We start from the raw sequence: 16,413 nt of genomic DNA, 5'->3' as shown, positions 1-16,413 counted from the left end.
CCGCTGTTTCTCCGGTACTTGCCGGTGTTTTCTTTATGAAAACTATCGGCGCATAATCGAGACTGTGACTACTGAACTCATCATTTTGACTATCGTGGTGCTGACGGCTCTCGCCTTTGACTTCACGAATGGATTCCATGACACCGGAAACGCAATGGCAACCTCAATTGCCACCGGTGCTCTGAAGCCCAAAGTAGCTGTAGCTCTATCCGCTGTCCTCAACCTTATCGGTGCCTTTCTCTCGGTGGAGGTCGCTAAAACTGTGGGGAAGGGGATAGTTGATCTCGACGCTGTATCGGGAGACAACTCCGGGCTCATGCTCATCGTTTTTACGGGCCTGGTGGGCGGTATTCTGTGGAATGTGCTGACCTGGCTTTTGGGGCTACCCTCTAGCTCTTCTCACGCCCTTTTTGGGGGCCTTATCGGTGCCGCCCTGGCCGCTATAGGAACTTCAGGTGTGCAGTGGGACGGTGTGGCGTCAAAGATTGTTGTTCCCGCACTGCTAGCACCGGTGGTAGCTGCTTTGGTTTCCACCGTCGGAACATGGCTTATCTACCGTATTTCGCGCCCGGTATCTGATAGTAAAAAGCAAGAGGGTTTTCGCTGGGGCCAGGTGGGTACCGCCTCCCTGGTGTCTCTGGCCCACGGAACCAATGACGCGCAGAAAACCATGGGCGTTATCTTTCTGGCCCTGGTTGCCGCGGGTGAAATTGATCCCGAGGCTGAGATTCCTTTCTGGGTGAAGCTGTCATGCGCCCTGGCTATTGCTCTGGGTACCTACTGGGGTGGTTGGCGTATTATCCGAACCCTCGGTAAGGGCCTGGTAGAGATTGATACCCCGCAGGGTATGGCGGCCGAGGGGTCATCGGCGGCTATTATTTTGACATCGTCTCATTTTGGTATGGCTCTCTCCACCACCCATGTTGCAACCGGGTCGATCCTGGGTAGCGGCCTGGGCCGTAAAGGGGCCGAGGTGCGCTGGGGCGTTGCCGGCCGTATGGTGGTTGCCTGGGTCATTACTCTCCCTGCCGCCGGAGCTATCGGGGCAATCACCTGGTTTATCGGCCACTACCTCAACCGTTTCACCGGTAGCGAGTGGCTGGGTGAACTAGTAGTTTTCCTTATCCTGGTTGGTTTCTGCACCTGGATGTACCTGCACTCCAAGCGGGAGCCGGTTGACTCCTCAAACGTCAACGCTGACTGGGAGGATGGGCGATCTGAAGCGAAAAGCAAAGTGGTCGTTGAGATGGAGTCGGTGGAGGTGGCCTCGGGAGAGAACAGAGTTTCTCTAAAAACAGAGACCTTTAAAGCAGAGTCAGAGAAAGTGAGTGCACGGTGAATCTTCTAGAGATTATTGGCAGAATCATCCCTGTGGCTCTGGCGGGTCTGGTGTTTGGGGCAGGTCTACCGGCCTTTTATGCCCTGGGTATGAGAATGCTTGCCGGCACCACCGAGTACACGGCGGATGGGCGTCTTATTGAGATTGAAGAGCCCTCAGGCGTGCATAAAGCGATCGCATACGCTATCTTTGCTGTTATCGTGCTGGTTATTGTCTTTGCCATCTATTGGATCGCCAAAGACTTTATCTACCACACCACCGGATTTAACCTCTTTGGACTCTCGGGTGAGTAGTCCGATGACGGTTCCTAGCAAAGGAGTTGCCGTATGCCCCACCGCAGTATTGTTGGCCGGGTAATTGACTGGTTGAATGTTGGATACCCCGAGGATATTCCACCTCAAGACCGGGCCGCCGTGATGGCGGTTCTGCGTCACCGTCTCGACGATGAGCAGCTGACCGAGGTTATTCGCCGTCTTATGGCTTCGCGGGCAGCGCGCGGTGAGGAATACGTGAGTGATCAGCGGATCAACGAGTATATTCGCAAGGTGATTGACGAGGTTCCCACGCCGCGAGAAATTGACCGTGTCGCCCGTATTTTGGGGGCCCACGGGTTACTCATCGCCGAAGGGCATTTTGGGAAAGATGACCCGGTTTCGCCCACCGATACCAAAGGGTATGTTCGCTACGAAGATCCAACAACCGATGAGTTGAAGATCGCTGAGGAGGCGGCGAGTAGGGCCGGTCTTCTTGAGGCGGATCCGGTGGCCGAGAAAGAATAACTAGATTTAGCCCGTGCTGAAGCTACTGATTTGGTGCGGGATAGAGACTCTCCAAATGTGAGAGGCGCGCTCGTTTCAGTAGTCCAAAAAGTCGGGTGCGCGCGAGGGCACTCCGGGCGCGGGGTGCCCTCACTGTTGAGTGCCCAACTAAATTTTCGTTAAAAATGTAGAAATATGTGGTGCAAGTAACCGATAAAATGCTATAGTGGGTTTGTATGTGCAATAAAGCTGTAGTAAGCTTGTTGTACACCCGATACGGGGGCGTGGCGCAATTGGTAGCGCATCTGCTTTGCAAGCAGAGGGTTAGGGGTTCGAGTCCCCTCGCCTCCACGTTTCGGTGATGATAGCAAGAGGGAAACGCCTGGTTCCATTCCGAACCCAGAAGCTAAGCCTCTTCGCGCCGATGGTACTGCACTGGAGACGGTGTGGGAGAGTAGGTTATCGCCGAACTATATTTTGGTGGGAGGTCTCAAGCAGTGAGCTTGAGAACTCCCTTTTATATTCTGAGGAAAAACTAACGGGCCCATAAAATGTCCCCGTACCCGCATGTAGCGGGTACGGGGACAGCACGATAAAATAAACGGGCTAAAACCCCTATGCGGCGGGAGTCTTCCAGGGATCCTCTACCGGGCGTGACGCCTTATATGCGGCAAAACCGGCGATCGCGGCCGTTGCCACCAGTCCCACAAACAGCAGACCCTTATTCCCACCTCGAGCAGCTTTCTTCTGCTCTTTAGCGTAGGCCTTAGCTGCCTTTACAGCCTGCTTTTGTGCCTTTTTGAGAGTCTTCTTGTTGCCACCGGCCTTCTCAATCAGTGCCTCAGCCTGGGCGGGAACCTCAATATCGTTGAGCTTCTCTGCGGCAACAGCAGCCACTTCGCCGGCTTTAATACGTGCCTTCGACACAGCATCCTCAAACGCTGGGGATACATTTTCAATAACCTGAGCACCTTTAGCGGCCTGCTTTTCAGCAAACTTCTGTGCTTTAGCCGCTTGAGCCTCTGCAAGTTTGGTGAACTTATCAGACTTGCGCCCCGAGAACTTCTGAGCCTTAGCCAGGTACTTCTCGGTAGCCTTTTGAGCTTTAGCTGCCTTTCTTCTACCACATACCATGATTGGGTGACCTCCTACAGATACGCCGCGCGTAGAAATATCGCACGGCAAATAAACGGTTCCGTACCCTACCTTACTGAGTAAATCAGCAAAATGCCCGCCCCCAGCCCGGTCTGCGGACTGTTTTCCGCTCAGTGAAAAAGCCCGGGTGTTTTCTAGCTAAGGCACAGTGGCACGTGCAAAAATGGTGTTCATGACTAAAGCAACTGCTCAGGCCACAATCCACACCAATCACGGTGATATTGTGGTGGATCTCTTTGGCAATCATGCCCCCCTGACCGTCGATAATTTTATCGGTCTCTCCGATGGCAGCCAGGAATGGCGCCACCCCCGCACCGGTGAAGTGCAGGAAGGCCCCCTCTACAAGGACGTTATCTTTCACCGTATTATCCCCGAGTTCATGATTCAGGGCGGTGACCCGCTGGGGCAGGGGATCGGTGGCCCGGGCTACCAGTTCAAAGACGAAATTCACCCGGAACTCTCCTTTAACAAGCCCTACCTGCTGGCGATGGCGAATGCCGGTCCAGGAACCAATGGCTCACAGTTCTTTATCACCACCGTTGAGACACCCTGGCTCAACGGCCGTCACACAATCTTTGGCGAGGTGAACGATGAGGCATCAAAGAAAGTGGTAGATGCTATCGAGGGCGTGCAAACCGGTGCTATGGACCGCCCTGTTGAAGACGTTGTTATCTCGTCAATCGATATTAAAAAACTATAGCTGTAACTGTTTTCAAGCCCGCCCGGTAGCCACCGGGCGGGCTTCTTTACACCGGAAATACCCATCGAGTATTGCGCCCCGTGGATGAAAGAAAAGAAAAACTGTGACCTCTTATCCAGCAGGCTCGGAACAGCCTCAGTTTCCCGTCTGTCCCCGACACCCGGACCAGGTGGCCTACACCCGGTGCGGGCGGTGTGGACGCGGTACCTGTCCACAGTGCCAAGTACCGCTAGAGGTAGGAATGATGTGTGTGGACTGCCGGGACAAATACATGAGTCGAGTACCCACCATAAAATCTTCGGCTACCAGACCGGTACTCACCTACATACTCATCGGTCTTAACGTGCTGGTGTATGCGCTGCAAAGGATAATCCCCAACTACCTGGTGATCACCACTTTTCTCTACAACCCCCTGTATGTTGAGGTGACAGGGCAGTGGTGGCGGATGCTCACCGCCGGATTTGTGCACGATCAAACAAATATTTCTCACCTGCTGCTCAATATGTTTTCGCTGTGGTTCTTTGGCCGTGCCCTTGAACCCATGATGGGCAGATGGAAATATCTTGTGGTGTATCTGCTCTCCATCGTCGGAGGATCTGCCGGGGTATGGATTATTGGGGAGCTGCTCGGGCAGCTCAATGTCAATACTGTTGGTGCCTCGGGAGGAATATTTGGTCTTTTTGGTGCCTTCTTTGTGCTCAGTAGGCTGCGCGGAAACGATGCCACAGCGATTCTAATTTTGATTGCCGTAAATTTTGTCTACGGTTTTATTGTGCCCGGTATTTCGTGGGAGGCGCACCTGGGTGGACTGGTCACGGGTGCTGCTGTAGCCTTCCTGCTGACCAAACCTGCACAGCGGAAACCCGTGAAAAGATACGACGCATAAAACCTGTATCCACAGGATCTATCCACAGCTGTTAATAACTACATCTCTGTAATTTGCGGAGAGGCTGTGGGGCGTTGGGAGTGCGGGCAGAGGGAATGTTTGCAGCGTAATTACACGGATGTAACCATTTTCCCCAGGTTTATCCCCACCTGTGGATAAACCGGAGAAACAGCCTGTGTATTTCTGTAATTTCACGCGTAGACGCAGGTAGCGGTGCGGCAGTACCCATAGCTGGTAGCCTGAATCCATTGATACTAGTATGTTGAAGTGTAGGTTATCTAGGGTACAGAATGGTAAGGAAACTTTGGTGCACTCTGCTGGGGCCCTACACCGCAGACAGATTCTTTCGATGCTGTAGTGGGGTTCGAGATTTTGCAGAAGTGCAACATCTTGTGTCCATAGTGCAACAAGAACTACAATAAATAATAAAGGTATCTTGTACCTCGCTCAGATGTCTGGCGTTGTTCATCCAACGCACTCCTTAGGTGGATCAGCTCTGAGGAGGTGCAGGGTACCTTTTTACAGCAGGACAGCCCTCACATGACCAGTCCATCTTTTCCACTACCCAGTAATGAGGCATTGGCATCACGCCCAGCGGGATCGCACAGTGTTTGGAATCAGTTTCGCACTGTTCGGTATTACGAATAAGGGGCCAAACTGTTCGAAGATAACTGCTTTCGGTGTTCCCATACCTGTCCTTTTTCAAGGCTGCATGTAAACACCCGGCAAATAAGTCAGCTACATCAGATTCTTTATATCTCCGAGCGTCAACCCATTTCAATTCAGATAATCTCTCCAGAGAAGGCAGTTTATCTACCTTGGTTCGAAGATACGGTTCTGACACGGCAGCATGGTCAAGATTTTTAACATGGGAAAATCTTACTACTAGATCTTCGGGTTCCTGATCCCAGTGTTTGGCGGCATACAAGATATTTTTGAACATCTTTCCCGCAACATAGTTGTATAAGAAACCACGATCCTTTACGTATTCACCTTTTCACCTTGAACTTCTTTTTTGTCCGTAAAAACATAGATAACCTTTACGCTTTCTAGGGTTGCGAGACGCTGAGAAACGTACTTGCGCCGCTCGTGGTCACGAACATGTGCTTTCCAGCTAAGATTCTTACCGGCCGGAATCTTAAATTCATGCTTCAAGCTCATCACTAGTTGACGAGCAGCGGCCGCACCTGGCTTAGTCATAACTATGCCTGCCATCCCAAAATATCTAGAGGTTCCTGGGCTCCTAAAATTAGCTCCCAAATCACCAGTTTCATCAACATAGGCATAAAGGCGAGTCATTGATCCCCTTATCTGACATGCATCTCATTTTCCAGCATCTATTCTTCCACAGGTATAACAGGTATGAAGAAGTGGGCAATGTTTTAGGGAAGTAGGAACGTATACAGTGAGGCTGATTTTAGGAAGGGTGTCACAGGATCACGCTTGATGTGGTCCTGTGACACCCTTATAAGTAAACCTTGGCATGAATAAAAATAGTTGAGACTCGGAATCTTGAAGATTCCGCCCCACCTAGCTCGCCTGAGCCTCAGCCTCTGCAATATCGGTCGCAGAAACAGTCACACCGGTGTAGAGACGAAACTGCTCAGCTGCCTGCAAGGCTATAACCTCACCGCCGGTAATCACCTCTTTATGAGCCGCCCGCGCTGCCCGAATCAGCGGTGTCTCTACCGGCATAGCCACAACGTCAAACACAACCTGGGCAGACTCAATAGCCTCCACGGGGAAAGCCAAAGAATCCACCTCGCTACCGCCCTCCATACCGATGGGGGTAACATTCACCAGAATGGGAGCCCTCAACGACCCGAGACGAGGAACCCACCTATAACCGTAACGGTCGGCAATCTCCCGCCCGGTCTCCTCATTTCGGGCAAGAATTGTCCCCTGAGCAAAACCGGCATCATAAAAAGCACCGGCAACAGCCCGAGCCATACCGCCAGAACCCCGCAGAATAAAAGGCAAAGACGGGTCAACCCCGTGCGAGGCGAGGAGAGAAGCTACCGCAATAACATCGGTATTATATGCGTGCAAATAGCCGTCGGTATTCACAATAGTGTTGATAGCACCAATCACCGACGCAGAATGATCCACCTCGTCAACCAGCGGAATAACCGCCTGTTTGAAAGGCATAGATACCGAACAACCGCGAAAACCAAGAGCCCGTACACCGCCGATAGCGGCCTCAATATCGGTGGTTGTCATGGCTTTATACAGAAAATCGAGACCGTATTTCTCATAGAGATAATTATGGAATTTGATCCCGTGATTTGATGGCCTCCCCGACAGGGAAATACAGACCGCGGTATCGCGGTTCAGCGGCGGCCGTCCCACAAAAGTCCCCATCACTGACCAGCCTTCTTGAGTAGCGCCGACACAATCTTAGGGGCCTTAGGAGACGACGCAACAAAAGATTTCTCGGAGGTCACTACCGTGGGCACTACCGCGTTGCCGTCATTGACAGACTTCACAAAATCCTCTGCGGCGCTATCTTCCCAAATATTCACCCAGGTTGCCTTATCGCCCTCACTCCCTAGACCTGAATCAAGGCGCTCGCAGAAGGGGCAGCCGGGGCGCCAATAAATAACTACTCCACCGTTGTTGATAACCTGCTCAGCTTCTGCCTGCGTGGCCTGTGTGCGCGGCATGATTGTACTCCTTACTTGGGTTGCCTAGACGAGGGGAAACCCCTCAAACATGCCCAGCCTAAACGACACTGCCCGGCAGCTACAAGCTGCCGGGCAGTGTTTATGCGATGGGTGGACTAGTCGTTTTTCGAAAAAGAATCTTTGAGACCCTGAACCGTGCCCTCTACTTTTTCTTTGGCATCGTTAACAGCGCCCTCAACCTTGGATTTCACCTGATCCGCCTTGCCCTCGGTCTGAAGCTTGCTGTCATCAGCTAGCTTGCCCACGCCCTCTTTGACCTTGCCTGAAAACTCATTGAACTTATCTGCTGCACTCATGATTATCTCCTTAGATATCTCTGGGCGCCTGCGAAGGTCACACGCACCACCTATAAGTTTACTTATAAGAACGGTAGATACCCAGCGTGTTGTCGAATTACTCTACCCGTGAACTCAACCCGCAGCGGACTACATATCTTTATCCGCCGCAAACCCCGCCACCATGGGCAAAAATTCCGGCGCCTCATACCCGGCGGCAGCATAGGCAAGAGCAACAGCCTCAGCGGTGTCATTGAGCTTATCCTTCTCCATCAGCGCCATAACTGCCCCACCGAATCCGCCGCCAACAATGCGCGCCCCCAGGGCACCGGCAGCAAGGCAGGTGTCAACGCAAAGATCAATTTCCGGGCGAGAAACTCTCAACTCATCGCGCATAGAAACAAACGACTCGGTGAACAGGTGCCCCAATTCCTCCCAGGCGGAACTACCCAAAACACCCGTATTTTTCAGAAGATAGGCCGCCCGCTCAACAAGCGCCATATCGTGGAAAACATGGCGAATCCACCCGCGGGGAAAAGACGGCGGCTGCCGGGTGCCCTCGAGAGCGTCCAGGGCACCGGTAGTGGTTTCATCAACCAGGTTCAGCCGCCGGAGCTTGGCCTCTCTCTCATTGAGGCCGGTGCAGGAAAGATCCCGGGGTAGGGCATCGCGTAGATAGGTTAAACCCAGCGCCTCGGTGCATGCCTCGGCCGCCTGCCGCCGGGCAGCAAACTGGTCCCCGGCAAGTTTGTGCGGAGTGTTGGTGTTTATCACCAGAAAAGCAAGACCGGCCGAATCAAGATCGGCGGTTACCGGGTCAATCGAAAAATCATGAAAATCAATCACCAGAGCCTTACCGGGTTTAGATCTCAAAGACGCAGTTTGATCAAGCCCACCGGTGCGGGCACCGGCAACATCGTTTTCAGCCCTTATGCACACCTGGGCGAGCCGGGCCCGTAAAGAATCGTTGTTTGGCCCCCGATCGGAGGGAAGCGGTTCAGACTGGTCGCAACCCTCACGGATGGGGCAGGACAAATCAAGCAGGGCAAGCACGGTGGAGCACTCAATCGCCGCCGAAGATGAGAGTCCGCCACCCACCGGTACACGGGAGTCAAACAGGAGGTCGGCCCCAAAATTCAGCGGAAGCGAAATATCCCTTCCACCTTCCTGGTTCATAGCCCAGGCAACACCGGCTACATAGGTGAACCAGCCTTTCAGTCTGCCCGGCTGAATATCTCGGATCACCACGGTGCGCTCATCACCGGGCATTTGCAGTGATTCGGCGCGCAAGACCCCGTCGGTGCGTAGCTTGCCGGCCACATAGGTTCGGTAGGGGAGCGGCATAGGTATACAGGAGCCACCCAAGAAGTCGATGTATTCACCTAGCAGGTTGAGGCGACCCGGTGCCGACCACACGCCGTCGGGCTCCACCCCGTATTTTTCGATGAAAGCGGAGCGAACTTTCTCCACCTGTTTCCGGTGGTCGGGAAGAACCTCCCAGTGGGGTGCGGCAAAGGATGTCATGAATCAACTTTCTGTGCGAGGTGTTGCCGAATCGGGTAAACAACCGAGAATATAAGGCTGAGACGGACAGTGTTATTCCCTATCCCACCCGGCCACGATGCTATGTACAGCGACCCGGTAGGTGCTGGGGGCTGTTACCGGCGGGGGAGAGGACCGCAAGAGCGACCCGGTTTGTTCTTCTTCTATCAGGCTCAGGCAGAGGTGAAGCAGACATTTTGCTGCCAGCTCGGGTTCTTTGACTCCCAGCCGCGCTAAAAGTTGGCTGGAGGCGGTGATAAAAACCAGTGTTTGGGGGCGAATGGCGAGGGCTAGGCGGATCACTTCTGCCGACTCGGGGACCTGTATCGTGCGGGAGTAGAGGTCCAGGGCACCGCAGAGCAGGGCCCGCTGCGGGTCTTGGCCCTCAAAGCTGATGTGCTCAACCATGCGTGAGGCTAGGGAAGCAAGCAGCTCCTGCTTATTTTTTACGTGATAGTAGATAGCGCCGGGGGCGACCCCGAGTTCGGTGGCTAACCTGCGCATGGAAAGATCGGCCAGCCCGTACTGCTTGAGCAGGGTAAAAGCTGTATCCAAAATTATTTCGCGAGAGAGAGCCACCTGCCCATTGTAAAACAGTGAAAAGAGACGGGAGGTGTCAGAAAATTATTCCTGTATGCTCTCAGCCTGAGCGGGGCTGTATGTGCTCCCGTAATGCGGTTGAATGGAAACATGACACTCAATTTTGTAGAGCTTACCCAGAAAATGCGCGCGGGGGAGACCGCCGGTGAAAAAGATCTTCTAGATATACTCAATGCCGGCCCGGGTGCTACCTTTGCGCTGGTTGAGGTGGCGGCGGAGTATCGTCGAACCTATTTCCACAACACCCTGGAGGTGACCAACCTCGTGGGTGAGGGCGGGAGGCAAGCTCCCTCCACGCCCGCGCACGGGGGTGCTGTGCGGGTGGGTGCCGGTGAAACTCCTGAAGAGCTGGCGCACAGCATTTCTGCTCTAGCCGCCGACAGTTCGGTGCCGCATATCAGTATTGATTTTGTGGTACCCGGTGGCGAGGACACAAGCGCCGCTGATTCTTTGACACCCATGTACTGCCTCCGGGTTCTGGCTGCATGTCGGCTGGCGGCACCGGCAAAGAGCCTGCGGGTGATTGCCGGAAGAGAGGCGCATATGCGCTCTCTACAGTCGCTGGCCTTTCATCTGATTGATTCCACCTTTTTGAGCGACTATAGAGAGCTGGGGCCCCGAGCTGTTTTTGAAGATTTGAAGATGATTGACGGTGCGGGGTTGAGTGTTCTTGGCGCTGAGCATCGCAACCTTGTTGAGGATTATATTTCTTACCTGGAGGGGCAGGGGGTTGCCGATGCTTCCGTCTATGCCGGTGAGGTGTTTTCAGCCGAGGGCTCTGGCGGCTGCGGCGGTGCAGGTGGCTGCGGTTGCGGTTCGGGTGGTTGCGGGTCCCGGTCGGTGGAAGATGTTGAGAAGTCGCCGGCCGCCGGTTGCGGGGGCGGCTGCTGCTCCTAGTCTGGATTTCGTTGGGTGTATCGGTTCTAACAGAAAAATTTTTTCGGGAACCGGTTCCGGTGTTATCCCCCAAATGGCCCACAGTATAGGTGGGGGCGGCTGGTGGCCATTTCCCGTTCTGTGGCACAAATACAATGCGTTTCTGGCATGGTCAAATGTATTCCGAGCTATTTACTTATAGCCTGACATCTCTGTAAGAGACAGTGCAGGAATGTCGGTTTTGTAGACATTTTGGGGGTAATTTTTGCGCCTCGGGTGAGCGTGAGAAGGGGTGGACAAGCCCCTGCTGAACATATTAGTTTAAGCAACATGCTTGGGGGTGGGGGCATCTCCCCATGGTGCCGTCACCCTTCAAGTACAAATTAGTTTCTTTGTAAAGCAATTTACCAGGGGGTAACTGGTGAATGCAACAAAAAGGTGCGGTCATGCCCATTCGGATCGCCCGTGTGCAGGCACAGTAGTGAAAGACAGTTAGTTACGTGGTAGTTCATATCTCCGTGAAAGCAGAAACCGGCGAACTTATCCATCTTATGGTTGATGCCCACCGGGACACGCCGGCTCACAGGGTAGCAGAGGCTATCAACCGGGCTACCGGGCTAAATATCTCATTCGCCGCCGAGACCGGTGAGGGAACCTCTTATACCTGCGGGTCTGATATGACGTGGTCAGAACTCGATATCGCCGACGGGGCCCTCATACTCTCGGAGGGGACTATCAGGGACCGCCCGCGAGGAGCATATTCCGGTGACCGCCTCACCGGTTCATTTATCATCAGCCAAACGTCTGGGCCCGATGCTGGTAGCTACTATTGCCTGGATACTCCCGGTGTTGGGACTTTTGGTTCTGATTCCCGCTGTACCTGGACCCTGGATGACCCTGATCTACCTCTCACCTCGGCCGCTATTACTGTCGAGGAGGATCGCTGCACGATTGAGAACACCACCAAGACCAGCGCGGTGTCACTCGACGGCACTCCGGTCACCGAGCCGGTGGACTGGGAGGAGGGCCACTGGATCCGTATCGGTGAGTATATCTTTGAAATATCTGCGACCCCTCCGGTTCCAGCGTCTATCAGCATGTCGTCTAAGCCGGGTTTGATTGATTTTAACCGGCCTCCGCGGCTACTGCCTCACCCGCGGGAAACCAGTTTCAAATACCCCGCAGAACCCGAGCAGACTGCCCGTAGCCCGCTGCCGATCCTGGCCATGCTCATTCCCTTACTCTTGGCGATCACATTGGCGGCCGTGATGCAGCGGCCCTACTTTCTCATTTTTGGTCTGATGTCGCCGGTCATGATGGTGGCCAGCTATATCAATAACCGCAAGAACGGTAAAACCAGCTACCGGCAGCGTATTGCTAAATATCGTAGAACTATTGCTGCCATTGATCGGGATATTAACCAGGCGGTGGTGGATTACACCCAGGAGCAGCGTCTTTCTTTACCGGATCCGGTGACCGCGGGTCTGATGGCGACCCTGCCCACGCCCCGGCTATGGGAACGCCGCCGGGTCGACCCGGATTATCTGAATCTTCGGATCGGAGTTACCGAGGCTACCACCGATATTAGTCTTTATCGGCCTGAAGAGCTTGACCACCGTCGCACCCAAAAAATTACCGCACCGGATGTGCCGGTGCCGGTCAGCCTGATTGATTATGGTGTGGTTGGTATCTGCGGGGATCCTGTCAGTACCCAACAGATTGCGGCCTGGGCTGTTGCCCAGCTGGCTATTACCCATAGTCCGCGTGATTTGAGTATCACCGTGCTCACTACGTCTGAAAGCAAGGGTTATTGGGAGTGGGTGCGTTGGCTACCCCATGCCAAGAGTGGGAAGAGTCCGGTGAGTATTGGCAATGATATTCGCAGTATTAGCCAGCGGTTGACTGAGCTGATAGATATTCTTGAGCGGCGACAGAGAGATGCGCAGAGCGGTACCGGATTCAACGGGTCTAAGGTTAACCCGGTTACTGCCTATCCGGCTGTGGTGGTGGTTTTTGATCATGCACGCGCTCTGCGGCAGTTTCCGGCCACGGCCCGTCTTCTTGCTGAGGGGCCGGCTTTCGGTATTTATGCTGTCTGTACCGAAACTGAAGAGCATTATCTGCCGGAAGAGTCTAAGGCTATCGTGACTGCACAGGATAAGGGTCCCGTTACGCTTAAGCGTGACCGCGAGAGTGCTATCACCAATCTTACTGCTGACATGCCCGAATCTTTTTGGTTCTATCGGGTTAGTCGCGCCCTGGCTCCTTTGCGTGATGCTACTGATGAGGCTGATGCTGGGTTACCGGCCCGGGCCCGGTTTCTAGAAACGGTTGATCTCACCGATCCCGAGCCTGAAACCATCCTGAGTACCTGGGCCCTAACCCCTCGCTCGACCAGGGCCACGATCGGGGTCAGTATGGACGGGCCTTTTAGTTTTGATCTGGTCACCGACGGCCCCCACGCCCTGATTGCTGGTACGACCGGGGCCGGTAAATCAGAACTACTGCAAACCCTAATCGCTTCTTTGGCTTTGGCTAACCGGGCCGATGAGATGGTCTTTGTTCTTATTGATTACAAGGGTGGGGCTGCTTTTACCGATTTCGCTGCGCTACCGCATACGGTGGGTATTGTCACCGATCTGGATGATCATCTGGTGGCTCGGGCGATGGTCTCGCTTAGAGCAGAGTTACGCCGTCGTGAGCATTTGTTGGCTACTGCTGGGGCTAAGGATATTGATGACTATATCCTGACTCGTAGCCGGGCCGCAGAAGAAGGAGAAGAGGAGTTGCCGCCGTTACCGCGGCTGGTTTTGGTGATTGATGAGTTCGCGGCACTGAAGGCTGAGTTGCCTGATTTTGTGGCTGGTATTGTCAATATTGCTCAGCGGGGTAGGTCTTTGGGGATTCATTTGGTGATGGCTACTCAAAGGCCTCAGGGGGCTATTACTGCTGATATTTTGGCTAATACTAATTTGCGGATTGCTTTGCGTATGGCTAATAGCCTGGAGAGTAAAGACGTGATTGGTAGTGCTGATGCGGCGGAGATATCCACCACCACACCAGGACGGGCGTTTATGAAGGTGGGCGCGGAGCCTCTACTACCTTTCCAGGCGTCGCGGGTTGGAGGGCCGCGGCCCGTTACCCAGCAGAGGAGGGGAGCGGGTAATAATGAGGGTGGTGCCAGACTCGACCCCGATCATCTTCCCGATCCTCTGGTGCACCTTCTGCCCTGGGATAGGTTGGGGTATCCGCTGCCCGAGTCTAAAAACACCGCGGTCGAGGATTCTCCGGTGACCGATGTGCAGGTTTTGGTGGAGGCCTTGGCTGAGGCTACTCACAGGGGCGGTATCGAGGTCCAGCCCAGTCCTTGGCTGCCTGCTCTGGCGGAGAATATTACCCTGGATCAGGTTGATGCTCTCTCTGAAACCGGGACTACTGGCGATCATGGGGCCGGTGACGGTAGCACAGCCTTACCGTTGGTTCCTTTTGGTGTTCAGGATTTTCCCGAGTCTCAGACTCAGAAGCCTCTGACCCTGGATTTTGAGACCCTGTCCCACCTGTTTATTGTGGGGTCCCCACGTTCGGGGAGGACCCAGACCCTGCGTACTCTGGCCGGGTCTATCGCCGCGCGTATTTCGGTGAATGATGTGCACTTGTACGGGGTGGATTTTGGTAATGGTGGGCTGGCCGGGCTGTTGAGTTTGCCGCACTGTAAGACTGTTATTACCAGAACCCAGGAGGTTCTTCTAAGACGTTTCTTGTCCTATCTTGAGAGAGAGGTTGCTCATCGGCGGAATCTGCTAGCTCAGGCCGGGTTTGCTTCGGTTGCCGAGCAGCGTAGGCACGTCCCGAGTAAGGATAGGATTCCGCATATGGTGGTCCTTTTCGACCAGTGGGAAGGATTTATCAACGGTATCGGAAGCGATGTACAGAACAGTCTCCGCCAAATCGCACTCACCCTCCTTCGGGAGGGAGCGTCGGCGGGTATTCACCTGATTATTACCGGGGACAGGTCCCTGCTGTCCACGCAGACAAACACACTGGTCGATAACAAACTTATCCTGCGCCTCGCCAATCGCACCGACTACAACACGGCAGGAATCATTTCTCGAACCTTACCCGAGACTATCGCCAACGGTCGGGCCTTCGAGGCTAATACCGGGCGGGAAACCCAGATTGCCCTGCTGGCCAAGGACCCCGGTAGCCGGGCACAAACGCAAGCCCTCGCAGAGATCGGTCGGGAAGCAGAAAGGCAACAGAACCAGCAACCGGTCTTCCACCAGCCCCTAGAGTTTAGGGACCTGGCCACAGACATTACGTATGAAGACCTCATAGCTGCTGCCGGTGGACCCGGTGCGCTGGAGCCGTTCAAGCCTCTACTGGGTATCGAGGGAGAAAGCCTAGCCCCGGCAGCTATTGACCTGACCGAAATACCCACCTTTCTGATCGGGGGTCCACCTCGCTCGGGTAAATCCACCGCCCTAAAAACCCTGGCTCGGTGCTGTCTTGATGCCGGGGCCCCGGTGGTCCTGTTAACCCCGCTACGCTCACCCCTATCCGATTTGGCCGGGCATAAGAACCTGATCGCTCACTATAGTGGGGATCAGATCACCGCCGATGCTATCCGCACAGCACTGGCTATCCAGGACCTGGTGCTTATTGTTGATGATGCAGCAAGTATCACCGATACCCTGGTCATTAACGAGCTTCAAAGGCTGGGGACCGCGATCAATACTAAAAACACCCACATTATTACTGCTGACGGTATAGACGAATGGGACCGTATAAGCATGTTGCTGTGGACCTACGAAATAGCCAAACGCCGCCGCGGTGGTGTCTTGGCACCTTCAGGGCTATCAGATTTCAAACCTTACGGGTTGCATATCACCACAGAAATTATGAAACAACCCCGACCTGTGGGGCGGGGACTGGTCAATCTCGGTGACGGAAAGATCACCTATATCCAGATAGCCCACTAAACCACCACACCCGCAACACCGCACAGGAAGAAAATCTTGGAGAGGAAACCGTATGGGTCCCTGAACATAGAAACTAGCTCGGAAGACAGATAAGCTCAAGAAAAGCGGGGCAGGGAAGCTGCTTGCCGCTCTGACAGAAAGTGAACATTCATGGCTGACTTGCGTTTCGATTATGAAACCCTGCAAATTCTTATTGATGCCTTCGAATCCGCCCGCTCGGATATCGAGACCGCGGGATATACCGCCGCGGCAAGTCCTGAGTCTGACTCAGACCCCGTGATGACACATCATAACGACCAGGTGAAACCCCAAGACTCAGGCATGATTACCAGCGCAACAACTTCCTACAGCAACGCCCGTGATGGAGTCCAGGACGCTCACGATGCGTTCAAGGCCGCCGATCAGGCAGGGGCTCTCTTTGATCCCAGAAGTGACGATGCAAAAGAAAAGGCAAGAGAGAACTAATAGAAAAAATAGAGATCAAAGCAAAGAAAATTTTTGTGGCCATAAAGATATATTGCACCTCAAAGTGAAAGGATTTTATTATGTCTCGTCCGAGTAGTTGGGAGCCTTTGACGGGTGGGGATCCGTGTCCGGGTAATCCTTCGTCGTGGTCTTC

15 protein-coding genes, 1 tRNA gene and 1 rRNA gene are annotated in these 16,413 nt (G+C 54.0%); 10 read left to right on the top strand and 7 right to left on the bottom strand.

Going from position 1 to position 16,413, the window contains the following annotated elements; genetic code table 11:
* Positions 1-64: 64 nt before the first annotated feature.
* From ACS1BR_RS05360 to rrf, 5 genes are all read left to right on the top strand, one after another.
* Positions 65-1,339, top strand: a complete 1,275-nt coding sequence (locus ACS1BR_RS05360) for an anion permease (RefSeq protein ID WP_463560796.1) — start codon at positions 65-67, stop codon at positions 1,337-1,339.
* Positions 1,336-1,632: a hypothetical protein gene (locus ACS1BR_RS05355; protein WP_463560795.1), complete on the top strand. Its 297-nt coding sequence runs from the start codon at positions 1,336-1,338 to the stop codon at positions 1,630-1,632. Before ACS1BR_RS05360 ends, ACS1BR_RS05355 begins: the two co-directional genes overlap by 4 nt.
* Positions 1,633-1,665: 33 nt before the next feature.
* Complete coding sequence (locus ACS1BR_RS05350; RefSeq protein ID WP_463560793.1) at positions 1,666-2,118, top strand: DUF3349 domain-containing protein; 453 nt, start codon at positions 1,666-1,668, stop codon at positions 2,116-2,118.
* A gap of 257 nt (positions 2,119-2,375) precedes the next feature.
* Positions 2,376-2,448 (top strand) — tRNA-Ala (locus ACS1BR_RS05345).
* A 3-nt stretch (positions 2,449-2,451) separates the two neighbouring features.
* Positions 2,452-2,568, top strand: a 5S ribosomal RNA gene (rrf, locus tag ACS1BR_RS05340).
* A gap of 144 nt (positions 2,569-2,712) precedes the next feature.
* Here rrf and ACS1BR_RS05335 read toward each other — a convergent pair.
* Positions 2,713-3,231: a hypothetical protein gene (locus ACS1BR_RS05335; protein ID WP_463560792.1), complete on the bottom strand. Its 519-nt coding sequence runs from the start codon at positions 3,229-3,231 to the stop codon at positions 2,713-2,715.
* A gap of 193 nt (positions 3,232-3,424) precedes the next feature.
* Here ACS1BR_RS05335 and ACS1BR_RS05330 point away from each other — a divergent pair, with 193 nt between their 5' ends.
* Together ACS1BR_RS05330 and ACS1BR_RS05325 are read left to right on the top strand one after the other, a co-directional pair.
* Entirely contained in the window at positions 3,425-3,952 is a 528-nt protein-coding gene (locus ACS1BR_RS05330; protein ID WP_463560790.1) for a peptidylprolyl isomerase, read from the top strand.
* Positions 3,953-4,223: 271 nt separating this feature from the next.
* Positions 4,224-4,838 (top strand): rhomboid family intramembrane serine protease, encoded by a 615-nt coding sequence (locus tag ACS1BR_RS05325; protein WP_463560788.1) that lies wholly within the window; start codon positions 4,224-4,226, stop codon positions 4,836-4,838.
* A gap of 981 nt (positions 4,839-5,819) precedes the next feature.
* On the opposite strand, the gene ACS1BR_RS05320 is transcribed toward ACS1BR_RS05325, so the two are convergent.
* The 6 genes from ACS1BR_RS05320 to ACS1BR_RS05295 all read right to left on the bottom strand — a co-directional run bounded on the left by ACS1BR_RS05320 (position 5,820) and on the right by ACS1BR_RS05295 (position 9,918).
* Positions 5,820-6,137 carry a DUF3800 domain-containing protein gene (locus ACS1BR_RS05320; RefSeq protein WP_463560786.1) on the bottom strand — a complete coding sequence of 106 codons (318 nt, stop codon included), beginning with the start codon at positions 6,135-6,137 and terminating at the stop codon, positions 5,820-5,822.
* Between the two features lie 231 nt (positions 6,138-6,368).
* Positions 6,369-7,199: a shikimate 5-dehydrogenase gene (locus tag ACS1BR_RS05315; protein ID WP_463560878.1), complete on the bottom strand. Its 831-nt coding sequence runs from the start codon at positions 7,197-7,199 to the stop codon at positions 6,369-6,371.
* Complete coding sequence (locus ACS1BR_RS05310; RefSeq protein WP_463560784.1) at positions 7,199-7,501, bottom strand: glutaredoxin domain-containing protein; 303 nt, start codon at positions 7,499-7,501, stop codon at positions 7,199-7,201. The genes ACS1BR_RS05315 and ACS1BR_RS05310 overlap by 1 nt, the downstream gene beginning before the upstream one ends.
* A 116-nt stretch (positions 7,502-7,617) precedes the next feature.
* The gene (locus ACS1BR_RS05305; RefSeq protein WP_463560782.1) at positions 7,618-7,818 is read right to left on the bottom strand and encodes a CsbD family protein; all 201 of its coding nucleotides are present in this window, start codon (positions 7,816-7,818) and stop codon (positions 7,618-7,620) included.
* A 129-nt stretch (positions 7,819-7,947) separates the two neighbouring features.
* On the bottom strand, positions 7,948-9,321 hold the full coding sequence (locus ACS1BR_RS05300; RefSeq protein WP_463560780.1) for a galactokinase: 1,374 nt from the start codon (positions 9,319-9,321) through the stop codon (positions 7,948-7,950).
* Between the two features lie 72 nt (positions 9,322-9,393).
* Positions 9,394-9,918: a TetR/AcrR family transcriptional regulator gene (locus ACS1BR_RS05295; RefSeq protein WP_463560778.1), complete on the bottom strand. Its 525-nt coding sequence runs from the start codon at positions 9,916-9,918 to the stop codon at positions 9,394-9,396.
* A gap of 111 nt (positions 9,919-10,029) precedes the next feature.
* Between ACS1BR_RS05295 and ACS1BR_RS05290 the strand changes: the two genes are divergently transcribed.
* The 3 genes from ACS1BR_RS05290 (at position 10,030) to ACS1BR_RS05280 (ending at position 16,259) form a co-directional block, all read left to right on the top strand.
* On the top strand, positions 10,030-10,836 hold the full coding sequence (locus tag ACS1BR_RS05290) for a biotin synthase BioB (protein ID WP_463560776.1): 807 nt from the start codon (positions 10,030-10,032) through the stop codon (positions 10,834-10,836).
* Between the two features lie 479 nt (positions 10,837-11,315).
* On the top strand, positions 11,316-15,794 hold the full coding sequence (locus ACS1BR_RS05285) for an FtsK/SpoIIIE domain-containing protein (RefSeq protein ID WP_463560772.1): 4,479 nt from the start codon (positions 11,316-11,318) through the stop codon (positions 15,792-15,794).
* Between the two features lie 150 nt (positions 15,795-15,944).
* Positions 15,945-16,259 (top strand): hypothetical protein, encoded by a 315-nt coding sequence (locus tag ACS1BR_RS05280; protein WP_463560769.1) that lies wholly within the window; start codon positions 15,945-15,947, stop codon positions 16,257-16,259.
* Positions 16,260-16,413 lie beyond the last annotated feature (154 nt).

This window comes from Rothia sp. 18CD1-1, assembly GCF_055285355.1.
Note: the sequence above shows the minus strand (reverse complement) of the source record. Positions and strands in the feature narration are given on the sequence as shown.